We start from the raw sequence: 21,299 nt of genomic DNA, 5'->3' as shown, positions 1-21,299 counted from the left end.
TTGGCCGTCCGTTCAAGTGGTGAGCTTCCGTAACCATAGATACACTTTGTGCGGTTGATCGTGGCAATGGTGTTGGGAGGCACTGTTCGCGATCTGTCGGGGCGGATGCAACAAAGCTGTCGAGCCTCGAGTACGTGTTTTGTCGGGTGAGGCGAGGGAGCGTGGTGCAAATACTTCCGCTGTCCCCAAGTCAGCGGGGTCTGTGGTACGCGCAGGCGTTGAACCCGGACGTACCCTTCATTACTGCCCAGTACTTGGAGTTTCGGGGCAGTCTCGATCACGGCCTTGTGGCGAAGGCGATGCTCCAGGCCGCGCGCGACGTGGAATCGGGATTTCTTTTTCTCGCCGAGCGTGCGGGTATTCCTGAGCAATTCGTGGACGCCGACTATGACGACGATGTCCCATATGTCGATTTCCGCAGTTTCGATGATCCCGAAGCGGCCGCGCACCGCTGGATGACGACGCGCTTCTCGAAGCCGCTCGATCCGCTTCGCGACCGTCTGATTGCCAGCTCGCTGCTGCAAGTCGAAGACGAACGGTATTTCCTGTCGAGCTATGTCCACCACATTGCGCTCGATGGTCACGGTGCGATGATTCTGCTGAGTCGAGCCGCGGATCTGTATTCCGCGTGGCTCGCCGGCGAGGAAACCCCGCCGGTCACCTCGTTGCAGATCGAGAAGATCATCGAATTCGAGTCCGCCTACATCGGATCGAAACGGCAGGCCGGCGACCGCGAGCACTGGGCCGACCGCCTCGCGGACCTGCCCGAACCGCTTTCTCTGATCGACGACGTTGCGCCACCCACGGTGCCTGCCCGCCGGTCTGCGACTGCAGTTTCTTCGGAGCTTGCGGAGGCGATCACCACACGGGCGCAGGAAGTGAACGCCACCGACGTTCCGATTGTGCTTGCCGCGTTCGCCGCATTCTTGGCACGCACTCGGAGCACCACCGATGTGGTGTTGTCGCTTCCGGTATCGGCGCGCACCACCGCTGCATTGCGCCGCTCGGCGGGCGTGGTGTCGAACGTCGTGCCCCTTCGGGTGCGCCTCGACCTGGCCGCCCCGGTGACAGCGCTGATCCGAGACATCCAGGTGGAGCTCAACGGCGCTCTACGCCACCAGCGATATTCGTACGCCGACATGCTCGCCGACCTCCGCGCGCTCGGCCGCGAACACACCGAGACGCGCAACGCTTTCGGGCCCGTCGTCAACGTCATGAATTTCCACCAGTCGATCGTCTACGGCGACGTGCCTGCCGACTATCACGTGCAATCGACCGGACCGGTCGACGACCTGTCGGTGAACGTGTATGCGGGAATCCCGGGCCGCTCTCTTCGCGTCGATTTCGAGGCGAACCCCAACCTGTACTCGCAGGATTACCTCGATTTCCTGCACCGCAGATTCCTCGATTTCCTGGCGCATTTCGTCAGCGATCCGTCGGCTCCCGTGGGCGACCTACCGTTCGCCACCGCCGACGAACTCGATGGGCTCACCCCGGCTCGTGGCAGAAAAGCACCCGCACCGGCGCTGCTGCCCGACCTGCTGACCGCACACGCCCAGACCTATCGCGTGGCTGTGCGCGACGGCAGCGAACTGCTCACCTACCGGGAGCTCGACGCGCGGTCCGACGAACTCGCCCACCGCCTCGTCGCCGCGGGCGCAGGCCCCGAAGACCGGGTCGCGGCGCTGCTCCCACGCTCCATCGACTCGGTGATCGCGCTGTGGGCCGTCGCGAAGACCGGCGCCGCGTACACCCCGATCGACCCGGAACTTCCCGCGATTCGTCTCGCGGAACTCCTCACCGACATTCAGGTGGCCGTCGCGGGCGAGCACCCACATCTGCCCGCGCACATCACCCGCATCATGCCTGGTCGCGAGCACGATGCGACTGTGGCGTTCACCGACGACGACCGGCTGCGCCCCCTGCACCTCGACAACCCCGCGTGGGTCATCCACACCTCCGGTTCCACCGGCACACCCAAGGCCGTGGCCGTCGGACACCGCGGCATCGCCGCGCTCGTGACCACACTGCGCGACCGCTACCGCGCCGACGCCGGATCGCGTGTGCTGCACCTCGCCGCACCCAGCTTCGACGCATCGCTGCAGGAGCTACTGCTGGCCTTCGACGCAGGCGCGACCGTGATGATCTGCCCGCCCGATGCCGTCGGCGGTCCCGCCCTCTCGACATTGCTACGCACCGAACGCGTCACCCACGCCATCACCGCACCCGCGGTCCTGTCCGTCACCCCGGAGCACGGGTTGCCCGATCTGACGATGCTCGACGCCGGTGGCGAATCGGTGCCGCAGGCCGTGGCCGACCGTTGGTCGACCGGGCGCACCATGCTCAACGCCTACGGGCCGACCGAAACCACCGTCCTCGCAACGCTGAGCGCGCCGCTCGCGCCCGGCGCGGGCGTCCCCATCGGGCGACCGATCGACGGCATGACCGCCGTGGTCCTCGACTCTCGCCTGCACCCCGTTCCCGTCGGTGTGTCCGGCGAGCTGTATCTCGGGGGAGATGCCGTGGCCCGCGGCTACCTCGGTGCACCCGCACTCACCGCCGAACGTTTCGTGGCATCCCCGTTCGGTGGTCGGATGTATCGCACGGGCGACGTGGTGCGCTGGCATTCCAATGGTCAGCTCGTCTTCCTCGGTCGCGCCGATCAGCAGGTGAAGATCCGCGGCCGTCGCATCGAGCTCGGCGAAATCGAAACGGCACTCATCTCGTTCGATGCCGTGCGCGCCGCCACCGTGGTGGTGCGCGGTGAGCACCTTGCGGCCTATGTGGTGGGGGACATCGATACGCCCGCTGTCGGAGACGGCACCTTCGTCACAGACCTCACCATCCACCTCGCCGAACAGCTCCCCGGTTACCTGCGGCCCACGTCGATCACTGTGCTCGACGCGTTGCCGCTCACCCCGGGCGGCAAGATCGACCATCGCGAATTGCCGGAACCCGCGGCCGTTTCCGCAGGTTCGAAGCCGCTGAACGGCCCCACCGAAACCCTCGTCGCGGGCCTGTTCTCCGATCTCACCGGCGCCGACACCGTGGGCGGCGACGCCGACTTCTTCGAACTCGGCGGCCATTCGCTCGGGGCCGCGCAGCTCGCCGCGCGCCTCGGCGCTGCGCTCGGCCGCGACGTGCAGCTCCGCGATGTATTCGAGCATCCCACCGTCGCTCGCCTCGCCGTCGCAGCCGAAGCACGTCCGCTCTCGGCGTCGGCGCCCGTCGCGCTGGCCGATACCGGGCCGGCGCCGCTCGCCCCGGCCCAGCAGCGACTGCTGCTTCTCGCCCGCGCGCACCGCGACCCAGCGGCTTACCATCTGCCTTTCGCCTTGTACCTGGACGGCAGCCTCGACGTGCAGGCGCTGCGGGCCGCGATCTCGGATGTGCTCGGCCGCCACGACATTCTCCGCACTGTCTTCACAGTCACTTCCGACGGGCCGGTGCAGGAGGCACTGCACCTCGACCGCGCGATGCCAGCGCTCGACTTCTCGCTCGAAGACGCCGAAGGGGATGCCGTCGAGTCGCTGATCGCGGCGTGGGCGGCAGCGCCGTTCGACCTCGCTGTGGACATCCCGTTCCGCGTCCGGCTGCTGCGGGTCGGCGAGAACCGGCATGTGCTCGCGGTGGTCGCGCACCACATCGCGCTCGACGGCGCGTCGTTCGTGCCGCTCACCATCGACGTCGCCGCCGCGTACGCCGCGCGCGCAGGAGGGAACGCACCCGCGTGGGAGCCGCTGCCGTTGCAGTACCGCGACTATGCGCGCTGGCACCGCGACCGCCTCGGCGACCCCGCCGATTCTGCGAGCCTCGCGGGCCGCGAACTCGCCTACTGGAACGCGGCTCTCGACGGACTCGACTCCGCAACGCCGCTGCCCACCGACCGGCCCAGGGGCGGTGGGTTCGGCCCGGCCTCCACGGTGGAGTTCACGGTGCCCGCGGAACAGGTCGACGCACTGCGCGCGATCGCCGCTGCCCACGACGCCACCGTCTTCATGGCCGTGCACGCGGCGGTCGCGGTGTGGTTGTCGGTGTGGACTTCGGGCCGCGACATCGCGATCGGCACGGGCACCGCCGGCCGCGACCACCCCGACCTCGACGCCCTTGTCGGCATGTTCGTCGGCACCGTCGCCCTGCGTCTCGACGTCGATCCCACCGCGCCGTTCACGTCGCTGCTCACCGCAGCCAGGAGCGCCGACCTCGACGCGTTCGCGCACGCCACCGTGCCGTTCGAGCAGGTCGTCGACGCACTCGGTTTCAGCCCGTTCAGTGTGATGCTCGCCTACGACAACGTCGACGTCCCCGATCTCGAACTTCCGGGCCTTTCGGTGCGGCCGCAGGAAATCGGCTCGGCGCAAGCACGGTTCGACCTCGAGATCTCGATGCGCGCCATGCGCGATGGGTCTTTGACGGGCCGGCTCGTCTACGACACGGAACTGTTCGACCACGCCACCATCGCCACGTGGTCGCAGCGTCTGGGGGTGGTGCTCGAACATGTGGCGCAGCACCCTACCGCGCCGGTGAGCGACGTCGATCTCGGTGCTGTGCCGGTGACGGTGGCCGAACCCGGACCCGAAGCGACCTTCGCCGAGATCATCGAACGGTCTGCGGCGCGGGTGCTCGAGCCGGGTGGCGAGCCGCTCCATATTGCGACTGCCGCCCGTCCGCTGGCGTGGTCGCTGATCGGCAGGGGAGTGGGAGCCGAAGACCGTGTGGCGGTGATGTTGCCGCGCGGGGCGTCGTCGGTGATCGCGGCCGCCGCGGTGGCACTGACCGGCGCGGCGTTCGTGCCCGTCGATCCCGGTCAGCCCGCCGCGCGCATCAATGCGCTGCTCACCGACTCCGGCGTCGAATTCGCCGTGGCGGGCCCCGATGTGCCCGTCCCGGCCGGTGTGGAGATCGTGCCGTTCACTTTCGACGGCAACACCCGCGAGATCACCGACCCCGACCGCGTGCGCCCGGTGCATCTCGACAATCTCGCCTATCTCGTTTACACCTCGGGTTCGACGGGTAAGCCGAAGGGCGTGGCGGTTTCGCAGCGCGGGCTCGGGCCGCTCGCACACTCTTTCGTCGAGCATTTCGCGCTGCACGACGGCGCCCGCGTATTGCATTTCGCGAACCCGGCTTTCGACGGCGCCGTCCTCGAACAGGTGATGGCCCTGACCGCGGGCGGAACGCTCGTGGTGGCGCCGCCCGATGTGTTCGGCGGCGACGAATTGCTCGAACTGCTTCGACGTGAACGCATCACGCACTGGTTCACCACGCCGTCGGTGCCCACCCAGCTGGATGCGGCGGGCCTCGACGACCTGGAAGTTCTCGCGGTGGGCGGCGAAATGTGGCCTGCGGACACGGCAGCGCGGTGGTCGCCCGGCCGAACCATGCTGAATGTGTACGGGCCCACCGAGACCACGGTGATCGCAACGTCCAGCACCCCGCTGCGGCCCGGCGACAAGCTCACCATCGGCACCGGCCTCGTCGGTGTCACCGCGGCGGTGCTCGATCACCGACTGCAACCGGTGCCCGACGGCGTGACCGGCGAGCTCTACCTCATGGGGCAGGGCGTGGCGCGCGGCTACCTCGACGCGCCCGCTCTCACCGCCGAGCGTTTCGTCGCCGACCCTTTCGGTGGTGGACGCATGTACCGCACGGGCGACCTCGTCCGCTGGACCCGCGACCACGCCCTCGAATTCGTGGGCCGCGCCGACCACCAGGTCAAGATCCGCGGGTTCCGCATCGAACTCGGCGAGATCGATGCCGTGCTGCAAGATGATCCGGGTGTGCGCACCGCCGTCACTCTCGTCCGCGATGGCGCACTCGCCGCTTACGTCCACAGCCCCGACACCGAACTCGACGGCCGCGAGATCCGGGATCGGCTCGCCGCGCGCCTGCCGCGTCACATGGTGCCCGCCACCGTCACCGTGCTCGACGCGGTGCCGCTGACCAGCACCGGGAAAATAGACCGTGCTGCACTGCCGGAACCGGCCGGTGAATCCACCGTCCACGGGTTCCGGAGCGTCACCGAAGAACTCGTCGCCGGGATCGTCGCCGATGTGCTAGGTGTTCCCGCCGTGTCGGGCGACGATGACTTCTTCGCGGTCGGCGGCAACTCGCTGCTCGCCACCACCCTCGCAGCCAGGCTGAGTGAGATCGCCGGCCGGCGCATGGGTGTGCGCGACGTGTTCGAGAACCCGACCGTCGCCGACCTTGCACGCGTGGTGGGATCCTCCGGCTCGGTTGCAGGCATCCCGCTCCTCCACAGCGACGAACCCGATATCGATGACGCAGCCGACGCACCACTCGCACCCGCGCAACAACGCATGTGGCTCGTCAACCGGTTCGACGTTGCTGCCGAGACGGACGGCGGCGACCACATCGCGTTCGCCGTGGACCTCCCGTCCGACACCGACCTCGACGCCCTGCGCGGCGCGCTGTCGGATGTCATCGCCCGGCACGAGACGCTGCGCACCATCTATCCCGACAGTGGCGACGGCCCGCGCCAGCACCTGCTCGACGCCGTGGAACTCGACCTCGAGCCGCTGGATGCACCCGACCTCGACGATCGGATGGCCGAGTTCGCGCGGACACGTTACGACCTCACCTCCGACGCGCCGATCCGCGCGAGGCTCTACCGCACCGGCGACGGGTTCACGCTCGCTGTGGTGCTTCATCACATCGCAGCCGACGGTCTGTCGCTGCTCCCGCTCGGTCGTGATGCCGCCGTCGCCTACCTCGCCCGCCGCGACGGCCGCACACCGGACTTCGCCCGGACCGATGCCACCGGACGCTCGGCCACCTACCGCAACTACGCGCGCTGGCATGCCGCCGTGCTCGGCGACGAGAACGACCCTGCGAGCCTCGCCGCGACGCAGCTGGCGCACTGGAGGCGGACGCTCGCAGGCGCTCCGCCGCTGCTCGAACTTCCCGCCGACCGCCCGCGTAGCAATGTCACTACCGGCACGGCAGGGCAGGTCGGTTTCACCGTGCCCGCCGAATTGCACGCGGCGATCGACAAACTCGCCCGCGCCAACGACGTCACGCCCTTCATGGTGGTGCACGCCGCATTCGCGACGCTGTTGTCGTCGCTCGCCGCCACCGACGACATCGTCATCGGCGCGCCGGTCTCGGGACGTACCGATGCCGCGCTCGACGACATGGTGGGCATGTTCGTCGGCACGGTTCCGCTGCGCTTGTCGGTGCGGCCGTGGGAGAGCTTCACCGACCTGCTCGCCGACGCACGCCGCGCGGATCTCGATGCGTTCGCTCACGCCGACGTGCCGTTCGACCGCATCGTCGCCGGGGTGGACGCGAGTGCGAGCGGGCATCACCCGGTGTTCCAGGTGATCCTCGCTTACGAGAGTTTCGGCATCGACACCTTCACGGTGCCCGGCGCGACGGTGCGCGAGTTGCCGTCGGGCACTGCGCGGGTGGACCTCGAACTGAACCTTCGCGATCACCGCACCGACGCGGGCACGCCTGCGGGGCTCACCGGAACCTTCAGTTTTCCTGCGGAAATGTTCGACATGGACACCGTGGTTGAGTGGCGCAAATGGTTTGTGGGTATCCTCGACTCGGTTACCGCAGACCCGGCTCTGCCCGTCGGCGGTATTCCACTGCGTGGCGCCGACCACACCCCCGTCGGCGTCACGCTTCCCTCGGTGGCCCCTTCGCCCATCGATCTGCTCGCTGCCCGCGTCGCCGACGATGCCGAGGCCGTCGCGCTCTCTGCCGACGGGCAGTCCTTGAGCTACGGGCAACTGTGGTCGCGTTCGGGTGGGCTCGCCGCGATCCTGCGTGAGCGGGGTATCGGCACCGACGATGTGGTGGCCGTGGCGTTGCCGCGTTCGCTCGATCTCGTCGTCACGCTCCTCGCCGTCGCCCGGGCCGGGGCAACCTACCTGCCCGTCGACATCACTCACCCCGCGGCGCGTCTGCAGGCTCTCTTCGAGGATGCGTCGCCTTCGGTTGTGCTCGCGCAGAGCGGTTTCGACTCACCTGTGCCCGCATTGCACATCGACGACCCTGTGATCGCCGCCCGCATCGACGACGGCGCCGATTTCGACTCGGCCATCCACACCGACAGCGGCGCCTACCTGATCTACACGTCCGGTTCCACGGGCACCCCGAAGGGAGTGCTCGTCACCCACCGCAACCTCGCGACGCTGCTCGCCGCCACCACATTCGACCTCGGTTGTGTCCCCGGCGATGTGTGGACGATGTTCCACTCGCCTGCCTTCGACTTCTCGGTGTGGGAGATGTGGGGAGCGCTCACCACGGGCGCGCGCCTCGTCGTGATCGATCACCACACCGTCCGCGATCCCTCCGCCTTCGCCGACCTCCTCGGCCGCGAGCGCGTCACGGTCCTGAGTCAGACCCCGCGCGCCTTCTACCAACTCGCAGACCTCGACGCGACCCTGCCCGGCCTGCGCCTGGTGCTCTTCGGTGGCGAAGCACTCGACCCGGCGCGGGTGACGCCGTGGGCGCAGCGGCACCCGCACGCGCACGTGGTCAACATGTTCGGTATCACCGAGACCACCGTGCACGTCACCGCGGGGGAAGCCACGGCAACGGGAATCGGCACCCCCCTCGCGGGGACGGGCGTCGACGTCCTCGACGTGTCGCTGCGGCGGGCGCTGCCCGGCGCGATCGGCGAAATGTATGTTGCCGGAGACCAGCTGGCCCGCGGCTACCGCGGCAGGCCCGGGCTCACCGCCACCCGGTTCGTCGCCGCCCCCGGTGGCGCCCGCCGCTACCGCACCGGTGACCTTGCCCGCCGCGACTGCGCAGGCGGGCTGCGTTACCTCGGTCGCGCCGACCACCAGATCGAACTGCGCGGCTACCGCATCGAACCCGGCGAGATCGAGGCGGCACTGCTCGCATGCGATGGCGTGTCCGAGGCCGCGGTGCTGCTGCGCGACGACAAGCTCGTCGCCTACCTCGTCGGCGGCGACAGCGCCGCTGTGCTGGACGAACTGCGCCACATTCTGCCCGACTATCTCGTGCCCGCGGCTGCCGTGTCGCTCGGTGCGCTGCCGCGCAACGCCAACGGCAAACTCGACCGCGACGCGCTTCCTTCGCCCGAGGTCGTCAGTGGTGGGGGAGCGGCCCCACACGGTCCTGTCGAAGAACTCGTTGCCGAGGTCGTCATCGATCTTCTCGACGCCGGCAACGCGAAAATCTCTGCGACCGACGACTTCTTCCACCTCGGCGGCAACTCGCTGCTCGCCACCCGCCTCGCCGGTCGACTCACCGACATCACCGACGTCGACGTCACCGTCCGCGACATCTTCGACGCCCGCACCGTCGCGGGGCTCGCCGCGATCGTCGCGGAGCGCACCGGCGCCGGACGCTCGCGTCCGCCACTGGTGGCCGGCGAGGGCCCCGCTCCGCTGTCGGCGGCGCAGCAGCGATTGTGGTTCGTCAACCGGTTCGATCCGGCTTCGCCCGGCTACAACCTTCCGTTCGCGGTGCAGCTCGATGGTGATCTCGACGTCGACGCGCTCGCCGCCGCGCTGAGCGATCTCGTCGAGCGGCACCGCACGCTGCGCACCGTGTACCCCACAGCGACCGAGCAGGTGCTGCTGCCCGCCGAACCCGTCGCCGCCGACCCCATCGCGATTCCCGCCGACGCGCTCGACGACGCTGCAGCCGAATTCGCCTCTGCCGGATTCGATCTCACCGTCGACCGGCCGATCCGCACCCGCCTGTACCGGACGGCCCCCGGGCGGCACGTGCTCGTGGTGGTGCTGCACCACATCGCGGCCGACGGATGGTCGCTCACCCCGCTGCTGCGCGACATCGCCGTCGCCTACGAGGCCCGCCGCGCGGGAACACCGCCGGCGTGGGCGCCGATGCCCGTGCAGTACAGCGACTACGCGCGACGTCAACGCGCGATCGCCGACGACCAGCTCCTGTTCTGGCTCACCGAACTGGCCGGACTGCCGGACGAAACGACTCTGCCCGGCGACCGGCCGCGCCCGTCCGAACCCACCGGGCGCGGCGCTGCGCACGTCGTGTCGCTCGATGCCGATCTGGTCGACGGCCTGCACGATCTCGCCCGTACCGGCCACGCGACGCTGTTCATGGTGCTGCACGCCGCGCTCGCGACCCTGTTGCATCGACACGGCGCCGGACGCGACATCCCCATCGGCACCGTCGTCTCGGGCCGCGGTGAGCCGCAACTCGACGACCTCGTCGGCATGTTCGCCGGCACCCACGTGCTGCGCACCGACGTGAATCCCGATGCGACGTTCGCGGAGTTCCTCGAGCAGGTGCGCGGCCGCGATGTCGCCGCCTACATGCATCCCGACGCGCCGTTCGAGATGCTCGTCGAACACCTCAACCCCGTGCGCAGCGCGGCGCGTCACCCGCTGTTCCAGGTGTCGCTGTCGCTGAGCCGCCCCGCGGCCGGACGCGCCGAACTGCCCGGCGTCGAGGTCTCGGTGCTGCCCATCGACACCCGCTACACGCAGCTCGACCTGCAGGTCACCGCAACCCCGACCGAAACCGGGCTCGATCTCGAATTCTTCTACAGCACAGACCTGTACGACGAGGCGACCATCGCCGCTGCCGCAGACCGGTACTCCGCGATCCTGCGGACCGCCGCCGGAGACCCGCATGTCCGCCTCGGCGACATCGACCTCATCGACGGGCAGACCCCCATCGTGGAGGGACGCTTCGCCGCCTCGACCCGATCGCTGCGGCAGCGCCTCGCCGCGGGCGCCGACTTCGGCGGCGACAACCTGGCCGTGCGCGACGGCGACCGTGAACTCACCTACCCCGAACTCGTCTTCTACGCCGACGATCTCGCCGCACGCCTGCAGGACGAGGGTGTGCGACCCGGCGATGCGGTGGCGTGCGCATACCCGCGGTCGCTGGAATCGGTGCTCGCCGTGTGGGGCGTCGTACGGGCCGGGGCCGCCCCGATGCTCGTCGATCCTGCCCAGCCCACCGGGCGCCTCGCCGCGATGCTCGACGGTATCGCTGTCGGAGTGGGGGAGAGCGACACCCTGCCCACCGCGGTGACGTGGATACCCGTCGACAACGTCACCGACTACGATCCGACCCCGGTGTTCGAGCCTGCGCCCGATTCGCCCGCGTACTACGTGTTCACCTCCGGAACATCCGGAAACCCCAAGGGTGTCACCATCACCCAGCGCGGTGTGAGTGCCTTCGCCGACGACATCGCCCAGGATCTCGCTGCCGCGCCCGGCGACCGGGTACTGCACGTGGCCGCGCCCAGCTTCGATGCGGCGATGCTCGAGATCCTTACCGCCGGGATCGCCGGCGCGACGCTGATCGTGGCCGGCGCCGACAGCTACGGCGGCGCTGCCCTCGGCGACCTCCTCGCGCGCGACGCCATCACCCACGCGGTGATGACCCCGTCCACCCTCGCGACCGTGCCGCCCCGCGACCTGCCGCACCTGCGGGTGCTCATGCTCGGCGGCGACCGGCTCACGTCCGCGCTCGTCGACCGCTGGTCGCCGGGACGCACCCTGATCAACAGCTACGGCCCCGCCGAAACCACCATGTTCGTCACCAACTCGCGGCCACTGCATTCGGGCGACGACATCGTGATCGGCAAGCCCGTGCGCGCGACGTCGGTGGTCGTGCTCGACGACCGGCTGCAGCCCGTACCCGTCGGCGTGATCGGGGAACTGTATGTGGGCGGTGGACGTCTCGCCACCGGCTACAGAGGAGCCTCGGCCCGCACCGCCGAGCGGTTCATCGCCGCACCGGACGGCACCCGCCGCTACCGCACGGGCGATCTGGTGCGGTGGCGCCGCGACGGCAGCCTCGAATTCCACGGCCGCAGCGACAGCCAGTTCAAACTGCGCGGGGTGCGCATCGAACCCGGCGAGATCGACGCGGCATTGTCGGCCCTGAGTGCCGTCGACCGTTCTGTCACGTTGCCGCGCAACGGAATCCTCACCTCGTACGTCACACCCGGCGAGGTCGACGTCGACGAGGTCCGCGGCGCCCTTCGCAGCGTGCTGCCCGCGCATCTCGTGCCCACGGTGATCGTGCCGCTCGAGGCGATTCCCCTCACCGCGCACGGCAAGCTCGACGTCGCGGCGCTGCCCGCGTTGTCGTCGCCGGAGTCGTCCGAGCCCGTGACCCCCACCGAGATCACGGTGGCGCGGATCCTGAGCGATCTGCTCGAGCGTGACGCGGTGGGTCGCGGCGACGACTTCTTCGGCATCGGCGGCAACTCGTTGCTCGCGACCGTCCTCGTCGGTCGTCTGCGCGACGAGACCGGCGTGAGCGTGTCGCTGCGGACGCTGTTCACCCACCCGACCGTCGCCGCGCTCGCCGCGATCATCGACGCCGGTGGTCCCGCACGTGAGGACGGGCCGGTCGCCGTGTCGCCGCGACCCGACCGCATCCCGCTCAGCCGCGCCCAGCGTCGCCTGTGGAGCCTGGGCACCCTCGCACCCGAGGCATACCGCCTGCACAGCACCATCCGGCTGCGCGGCCCGCTCGACGTGTCGGCCCTCGAAGAAGCACTCGACGACGTGACACAACGCCACGAGATCCTGCGCACCGACTACGTCGTCGACGGCGACGGTGTGCAGCAGGTGGTGACCGGACGGGGACGGTGGTCGAGCCGGCTCGAACCCGTCGCGGAGAACCTGCACGTGCTGCACCTCGACGTCGACCACTCGATTGCCGACGGCGCGTCGCTGCGCCCGCTGCTGCGCGACCTCACCGTCGCCTATCTCGCACGGATCGCAGGTAGGGCCCCGCAGTGGCCGCCGCTGCCACTGCAGTACGCCGACTACGCACTGTGGGAGCAGAACCGCGGTGTGCCCGCAGCCGATGTCGAGCACTGGCGGCGCGCCCTCGACGGTCTCGTCGTCACCGAACTGCCCTCGGACCACACCGGAGCCGAAAGCATCGCGCAACGCATCGATTTCGAGATCCCCACCGACGTGCGCGACCGTGTCGCGGAGCTGGCGCGCGAACACGGTGCCACCGAATTCATGGTGCTGCATGCCGCGCTGTCGGTGCTGCTCGCCCGCCTCGGCGCGCACGACGACATCGCGGTCGCCGCCGTCACGGGCGGACGCCACTGGGCGCAGCTCGAAGACCTCGTCGGCCCGTTCCTCGACACCCTCGTGCTGCGGGCACGCGTCGCAGCCGATATGCCGTTCGCCGGTCTGCTCGCCCAGGTGCGCGACTTCGACGTCGCCGCCTTCGATCACACCGCCATGCCGTTCGAGCAGGTCGTCGCCGACATCCACGGCACCCCGCAGGTGGCGCTGGCGCTGCAGGACTTCGGCACGGAGCCTCTGCGGGTGGGTGAGCTGACCCTCGAAGCGCAGGAAAGCGTCGACGACACACCGAAATTCGATCTGCAGTTCTCGCTGGCTGCGTCGCCCAGCGGCTACGCCGGGACGTTGTTGTTCGACGCGTCCCGTTTCGCCGAGCCCACCGCCGCGCGACTCACCGAGCGTTTCGTGACGATCCTGGACGCACTCACCGCCGCACCTGATGCCGCCGTGGGAGAAGCCGAGTTCGCCCCGGTGGCCGAGCCTCTCGCCGGTGGTGCTCCTGCGCAGGCGCGCACCCTGCCGGAACTGCTGCGCGCCACCGCCGCGGCGCATCCCGACCGCGAGGCGCTGCGCGGCGACGGCACCTCGCTCACCTACCGCGAACTCGACGACCAATCGGACGCCCTCGCAGCCGACCTGCGCGCATCCGGTGCCGGGCCGGGCCGGGTGGTGCACATCGATCTGCCCCGCAGCGCCGACTACATCCGCATGCTGTGGGCCGTCACCAAGACCGGTGCGGCGTTCACGTCGTCCACCGGCATGGAACCCGCCGGCGTGGGGGAGCAGTGCCCGCCCGACGTCGCCTATGTGGTTGCGACGTCCGGTTCCACCGGCACTCCGAAACGTGTCGCGGTGACGCACCGCGGACTCGGGCCGCTCGCCGCCGAAGTCGGGCGACGCTACCGGGTGAATCCCGGAGACCGTGTGCTGCACGGCTATTCACCCGCCTTCGACGCAGCGCTGCTCGAGCTACTGCTCGCACACACCACCGGGGCGACGCTGGTGGTCGCGCCGCCGGACGTGTATGCGGGGCCCGACCTGCACCACCTGCTCGTCGACGAACACATCACCCACTACCTGTCGACGCCCACGGTGCTCGGCACCCTCGACCCCGACGGGCTACCCGACCTGCGCGTGGTCGCGTCGGGCGGCGAATCGCTCGCACCCGCGCTGGCCGCGCGGTGGGCCGCAGGCCGCACGATGCTCGACGCATACGGACCCAGCGAAGCGACGATCGTCTCGACCCTCGTCGAGATCACCGGCGACGCACCGGCAGGCATCGGAAGCCCGGTGCCCGGCACCGTCGCCCACGTCCTCGACGCCCGCCTGCAGCCGGTGCCCGACGGGGCGGTCGGCGAGCTCTACCTCGCCGGTGAAGGATTGGCCGCAGGCTACCTCGACGCGCCCGCGCTCACAGCCGAGCGTTTCGTCGCAGCACCGGACGGCACCCGCATGTACCGCACGGGCGACCTCGTGCACCGCACCGGCAACTCACTCGCCTACCGGGGCCGCACCGACCGGCAGCTCAAGGTGCGCGGCGTGCGCATCGAACCCGGCGAACTCGAAACCTCGCTGCTCGCACAGCCCGACGTGCGGCACGCCGCGGTCCTCGCGCTCGGCGGCACGCTGGTGGCATTCGTCGCAGGTCACCAGCTGACCGCGCATGACGTGCACGCGTCGCTGTCGCTGGTGGTGCCGCCCCAGCGCATGCCCGGCCGGGTGCGTGTCGTGGACGCGCTACCGCTGACCGGCAACGGCAAACTCGACCTCGCGGCGCTCGAAGCACTCGATGCCGCGCAACCGTTCGACGACGTCGTGATCGACGATCGCCCGCTCACCGACGCCGAAGATCTCGTCGTCACGGTCGCCGAACACGTTCTCGGCACCCGGCCGTCCGCGCACCGCAGCTTCTTTGCGGCGGGCGGCGACTCGTTGTCTGCCGTCGGGTTCGCCGCGCGCCTGACCGACGCGTTCGGCACGGAAGTGCCCGTGCGCGCGGTGCTGCACGCACCGACACTCGCGGCGCTGGCCCACGGAATCGGGGGCGAGCGGAGCGACGGGGGGTGCCGGGGCGATGACGACACCCGGGCTCCGCTGCAACGGTCCAGCGCTGACGAACCCGCGCCGCTCGCTCCCGCGCAGCGACGACTGTGGCTGCTGAACCGTCTCGAACCCGACACCGCTGCGTATGTCGTGCCGGTCGTCCTCTCGCTCACCGGTGAACTCGACATCGACGCGTTGGCTGCGGCAGTGGGCGACGTGATCGACCGCCACCGGCCCCTGCACACCGCTCACCTCGACACCGGCCAGACACTTGTCGATCCCCCTGTGCTCGAACACCTCTCACCCACGGATATCGCCGCTGCGATCGCCGAGACCGTCACGACGCCCTTCGATCTCGTCACCGAGGCGCCGCTGCGTATCCGCCTGCTCGACGTCGAACCCGGCAAGTGGATCCTCGCCGCCGCGGTACACCACATCGCGTTCGACGGCGGCTCGGTCGGCCCGCTCCTCGACGATCTGTCGTGCGCCTACACCGCGCGCCTCGCGGGGGGCGCACCCCGATTTGCGGAGCTGCCCGTCACCTACGGCGACTACGCCCGCTGGCAACGCGAGCTGCTCGGCGACCCCACCGACCCGGGCGCGCTCGCCGCACGGCAACTCGACTACTGGACAACCACTCTCGACGGCGTCCCCGACAGCCCGCTGCCACTACCCGCCGACCGGCCGCGGCCCCCGCGCCCGACGCACCGCGGCGAGCAGACCGTCGTGCGCCTGGATGCCGAGCTCCACCGCCAGTTGCGCGAGACGGCACGCAGCCACGACGTGACGGTGTTCATGCTGGCCCACGCCGTGCTCGCCGCGCTGCTCGCGCGCCGCAGCGGACGCGACGACATCACCGTCGGCACCGTCGTGGCCGGTCGCGGCGACCGCAGGCTCGAGCGTCTCGTCGGCATGTTCGTCGGCACCGTGCCCCTGCGCACCGTCATCGATCCCGCCCAGCCCTTCGACGCCCTGCTGCGCGATGTGCGCTCCGTGGACCTCGGCGGTTTCGCCCACGCCGACGTGCCGTTCGAAGAAGTGGTCGCGAAGGTCGCGCCGACCCGCGAGCGGGCCTACCACCCGCTGTTCCAGGTGCTGCTCACCCACCGCACTGTGGCCGGCGAGATGCTGCCGGAGCTGCCCGGACTGCAGATCACCGAGGCCGAGGCCGGTGCACCGCCCGCGCAGTTCGACCTGGTGCTCGAGATCGTCGAGCGCGGCCATCGCGACGGCATCGACCTGCGCCTCGTGCACGCCGTCGACCTCTTCGACACCGCCACCGCAGAGTCGCTGCTCGCGGACTACGTGTCGCTGCTCGGTGCTGCCGTCGAGCGTCCGGAACTACCCGTCGGCGACCTCGACGTCCCCGCACCCGCACCGCTGTCGTCACCCGCCGTCGAGATGCGCACCCTCGTCGACCTGCTCGACGCCGCCGCCGCCGAGCACCCCGGCGCGATCGCTGTGCAGGGCGGAGACGTGGTGTGGACGTACTCGGGCATCTCCGCCCGCGCCGACGAGATCGCCGCTGACCTCGCCCGGCGCGGCGTGGGCCCCGGCGATGTCGTCGCGATTTCGTCGCCGCGCGATCAGCATTGGCCGCTCGCGGTGTGGGCGGTCGCCAAGAGCGGTGCCGCGTGGGTCTCGGTGGATCCGGCGCAGCCCGCCACGCGCGTCGACGCGATCCTGCGCGACTGCGGCGCCGCTTTCGGACTCACCGTCGGCGAGCGCGGCCCAGGCAACCTCACCTGGCTCGACCTCACCGCCGACCGCGACGACCTGCTGGTGCCCGCGTCACCGACCGTGCACGTCGACGACGTCGCCTACGTCATCTACACCTCCGGGACGACGGGCGTCCCGAAGGGCGTCGAAGTGACGCACCGCGGACTGACCGCCCTCGTCGACCTGCAACGCGAACGTCTCGGCGCCGCGCCCGGCGCGCGGGTGCTGCAGGCGGCGTCGCACACCTTCGACGCCGCGGTGTTCGAACTGCTCACCGCGCACGCGCACGGAGGCACGCTGGTGACAGCACCCGAGCACACCTTCGCCGGGGAACCGTTGCAGCAGTTGATCGTCGAACAGCGCATCACCCACGCCAACCTCACGCCCACCGTGCTCGCGACCCTGTCGCCGGAAGTGGAACAGCTGACCCTCGTTGCTGCGGGGGAGTCGCTGCCCGCGTCGCTCGCCGGGAAGTGGTCGGGGCACCGGCTGTTCAACGGATACGGTCCCACCGAACTGACGGTCGGCGTGTCGGTGAGCGGACCGCTGCGCGGCGGCGAGAAGCCCGGCATCGGAGTCCCGGTCGCGGGTGCGACCGTGCACGTCCTGGATGCGCGGCTGCACCCGGTGCCCGCAGGCGCGGTCGGCGAGCTGTACGTGAGCGGCAACGGCCTCGCACGCGGATACCGCAACCGAAGTGCCGATACTGCAATGCGTTTCGTGGCCGATCCGTACGGGGCGCCCGGCGGGCGGTTGTATCGCACGGGTGATCTCGTGCGGGTCGTCCGCGGCGAACTGGAACATATGGGCCGGGCCGACGACCAGGTGCAGATCCACGGCATCCGCGTCGAACCCGCCGAGGTCGACGCCGTGCTCCTCGCCGACCCGCAGGTCGACGCCGCCGTCACCGTCCCGATCGCGGGCGCTGCCGCCCTCGCCTCCTACGTGCAGGGCACCGCGACGATCGAAGGCCTGCGACGACGCGTCGCCGCCCACCTCCCACGCCACCTGCGGCCCGCGAGCATCACCCTCGTCGACGCCATGCCGCTCACGTCCTCGGGCAAGATCGACCGCGCAGCGCTGCCGACGCCCGACGCAGCAGCGACCGAGTTCGTGGCACCGGTGGGGCCGGTCGCGCAGACCGTCGCCGCCCTCTTCGCGCGACATCTCGACGTGCCCGTCGACAGCGTCTCGGCGGACCGCGGATTCTTCGATCTCGGCGGAAGTTCCATCACCGCCGTCGCGCTGGCCGGTGATCTGCGCACCGCACTCGATCGGGACATTCCACTCGAATGGCTCTTCACCGCAACGACAGTCGAGGAGCTGGCCCGGCTCATCGAGCGCGGCGGCGACGTACCCGACCCGTTCGCGACGATCGTCGAACTCGCCCCGGGCGACGCCCGGCCGCCGCTGTTCTGCATTCACCCCATCAGTGGGCTCTCGTGGACCTACCGCGGGCTCGGCGACTACCTGGACGGCCGCGCCCTCTACGGGGTGCAGGCCACCGGATCGGGGGACATGGCGCACAGCATTCCGGAATTCGCCGCGCGGTATATCGACGCCATCCGTAAAGTACAGCCCGATGGCCCCTATCACCTGCTCGGATGGTCGGTCGGCGGCACCATCGCTCACGAAATCGCTGTGCAGCTACGAGAAAGCGGCGACCAGGTGGGGGTGCTTGCACTGCTCGACACCCTGACCCCGGAAACCCTTCCGCTCGGCGACACCCCCGAGCCGGACACCGCCGTCGACACCGCGTCGCTGCCCGACGACCTCGCGGGCGACGTGCTCCGCCGGGTCGACGCGGCAGCCGAAGCCATCGAAACCGCCGCGCTGCGCCACACACCACGTACCTACGAAGGCGACATCGATCTGTTCGTCGCCACCCCCGATCTCGACCGGCACCCAGAGCTCGCTGCGACCTGGCAGCGATATGTGCGCGGTCTCGTCGTCGAACACCCTGTGCCGTACACGCACTCGGAGTTGACCGGTTCGGACGCAGTCCGTTCGATCGGCCCGGCCCTTGCCAGTGCGCTGGCAGACCGTGACGACCGTCCCACCGTGCCCGCTGGGTGCGCAGTAACCGCAACGAGGGAGACGCCCTGATGGAAGTACACGATTACCTGCGAATTCTGCAGGCGAGGTGGAAGATCGTCGCCGTGACGACGGTCGTCGCGGTCCTCGCCGCGCTCGGTGCGTCACTGCTCACCACTCCGCAGTACGAAGCGAAGACGCGGATGTTCGTGTCGACGTCGTCGGGCGGATCCGTGCAGGAGATCTACCAGGGCAACCTGTTCTCACAGCAGCGAGTCGCGTCGTACACCAAGCTGCTGACGGGCACGAACCTCGCCGAGCGCACCATCGACACGCTCGGATTCACCGACATGACACCCAACCAGCTGGCCTCGAAGGTCACGGCGGCGTCGGCACCCGACACCGTTCTGATCGACATGGCCGTGACCGACCCGTCGCCCGAGCGGGCGCGCGACATCGCCAACGCGATGTCCGACGAGTTCGTCACCATGGTCCGGGAACTCGAAACCCCCGAGAACGGTGGCCCTCCCACGGCGCGTGTCGTGGTGGAAACCCACGCCGCGACCCCGGCTGCGCCGGTGACACCCAAGACCATGCGCAACGTCGCGCTCGGCCTGGCCGTCGGTGTGCTGCTCGGCATTGCCCTCGCGGTGCTGCGCGACCGCCTCGACAACACCGTCAAGAACCGCGAAGCCATCGAGGAGATCGCCGGAGCCGGTGTGGTCGGTGTGATCCCGATGGACAAGGCACGGCAGGAAACGCCTCCCATCTCGTTCGTCGACGCCAACAGCGGCGACGCCGAGGCATACCGGGAAATGCGCACCAACCTGCAGTTCCTCGAGGTCGATCACCCGCCGCGCTCGATCGTGGTCACCAGCGCCCTGCCCACCGAAGGCAAGACGACCACCGCGATCAACCTTGCGCTGGTGCTCAGCGAGGCCGGGCACACCGTCGCACTGATCGAGGGCGACCTGCGTCGTCCCCGCGTGTCGAAGTATCTCGGAGTGATGGGCGGCGCCGGTCTGTCGACGGTGCTCGCGAACCAGGCCTCGATCGCCGACGTCATGCAGACCACCAAGTACGACGGCCTGTGGGTGCTCGGCGCGGGTGCGTTGCCGCCGAACCCGTCCGAACTGCTGGGCTCCGACCACGCCCGCGATGTGCTCGAAGACCTGCGGTCGCGGTTCGATTACGTCATCATCGACGCGCCGCCGCTGCTGCCCGTCACCGATGCCGCTGTGCTCAGCACCATCACCGACGGCGCTCTGCTCATCGCGCGCCACGGGAAGACCACCAAGGAACAGCTCTCCCGGGCGGTCGGGAACCTGCGTTCGGTGAACGCGACCGTGCTGGGCACGATCCTCAACATGACCCCGGCGAAGGGTCGCGGCGGCTCGTACGAGTACCGGTACTACTACGAGACCGACAAGCCGGCCGACGGCGGCGCGAAGGCGACGCCTGCGGCACCGGTCGCGGCGCAGCGGGTCGTGAATCCGCCCGTTCCCCAGCGTCAGACCGAGCAGTCCCCGCGCCGGGCGGCCCCCCAGCACCAGGAAAGTTCCGATTCGGGTCAGCATGCGACGCCCGACGCGACGCAGGCGATGCCGTACCGCACCAGCAGCGGTGACCATCCGCGCAGCAACGGCCACGGCAACGACTCGTGGCGGGTATCCGAGTTCCCGCAGGCGCCGGCACGTCACAGCGACGAGCAGTATCCGCCGCAGGCGTACTCGGCCGTGCACGGATTCGGACCCAACAACGGTCATGCAGCCGAGCACCAGGCGTCGCGGCCGGTGATCCAAGCACCGCGACGCCCGGTCGACGAATCAGACCCGGATTCGGGCAAGCAGGGGTAGCAACAGATCGGCAATCTCCGAACCGACCGAGACGAACGTCTCCTCGTCCTGGCCCATCGGATCGGTGATGTCTTCCGGCCCGGGCTCAGCATTGTGCTGAGCCCGGGCCGCTGCCAATTCTGCGACGGTGGTGGCGCTGCTCGCCTCCATGAGGCGGGCCGCTTCCTTGAGTGTGAACGTCACGCGCATCATGCGCGGTGCCACCTCGACGACCTTGTTGCGCTGCCGTTCGCTCATGGTGATGACCATGTCGGAATCTTCCGCGAGCGCCGGTGTGATGCGCTGGGCGGTGAAGCCCTCGGGGTCTCCACCGAGCTGCTGCAGCACGAGTGCTGCCGTGGGTTCCATCCCGTACCCGACCATTGCGCGGGTTCCACCGCTGTGCGCGGTGAGATCGGCCCGGCCGGCCTCCGCCGCGTATGCGGAGGTCAGGCGTTCAGCGGTGGGAGAGCGGCAAACGTTTCCGGTGCACACAAAGAAGATCCGCATTGGGCGATCGTAGGGGACGCTGCCGGGCGTGTCGGGTGTGGGACACCGCTGTGTGGTGTTGCAAACATGTTGTATTTCGCGCGAGCTGTATTGCCGCGAAAGA

Annotated in this window: 3 protein-coding genes; 2 read left to right on the top strand and 1 reads right to left on the bottom strand. The window is 69.7% G+C overall.

The window, feature by feature from the left end; translation table 11 throughout:
- Window positions 1-134 precede the first annotated feature (134 nt).
- On the top strand, window positions 135-18,923 hold the full coding sequence (locus ACSYG9_RS04565) for an amino acid adenylation domain-containing protein (protein WP_454841352.1): 18,789 nt from the start codon (window positions 135-137) through the stop codon (window positions 18,921-18,923).
- A complete protein-coding gene (locus tag ACSYG9_RS04560) occupies window positions 18,923-20,707 on the top strand; it encodes a polysaccharide biosynthesis tyrosine autokinase (RefSeq protein ID WP_454841350.1) in 1,785 nt (594 codons plus the stop codon). Before ACSYG9_RS04565 ends, ACSYG9_RS04560 begins: the two co-directional genes overlap by 1 nt.
- On the opposite strand, the gene ACSYG9_RS04555 is transcribed toward ACSYG9_RS04560, so the two are convergent.
- On the bottom strand, window positions 20,678-21,196 hold the full coding sequence (locus ACSYG9_RS04555; RefSeq protein WP_440126016.1) for an arsenate reductase/protein-tyrosine-phosphatase family protein: 519 nt from the start codon (window positions 21,194-21,196) through the stop codon (window positions 20,678-20,680). The genes ACSYG9_RS04560 and ACSYG9_RS04555 overlap by 30 nt on opposite strands.
- Between the last annotated feature and the right edge of the window lie 103 nt (window positions 21,197-21,299).

It is taken from the genome of Rhodococcus sp. SJ-2 (assembly GCF_053750035.1).
This window is presented reverse-complemented; position numbering and strand designations above follow the sequence as displayed.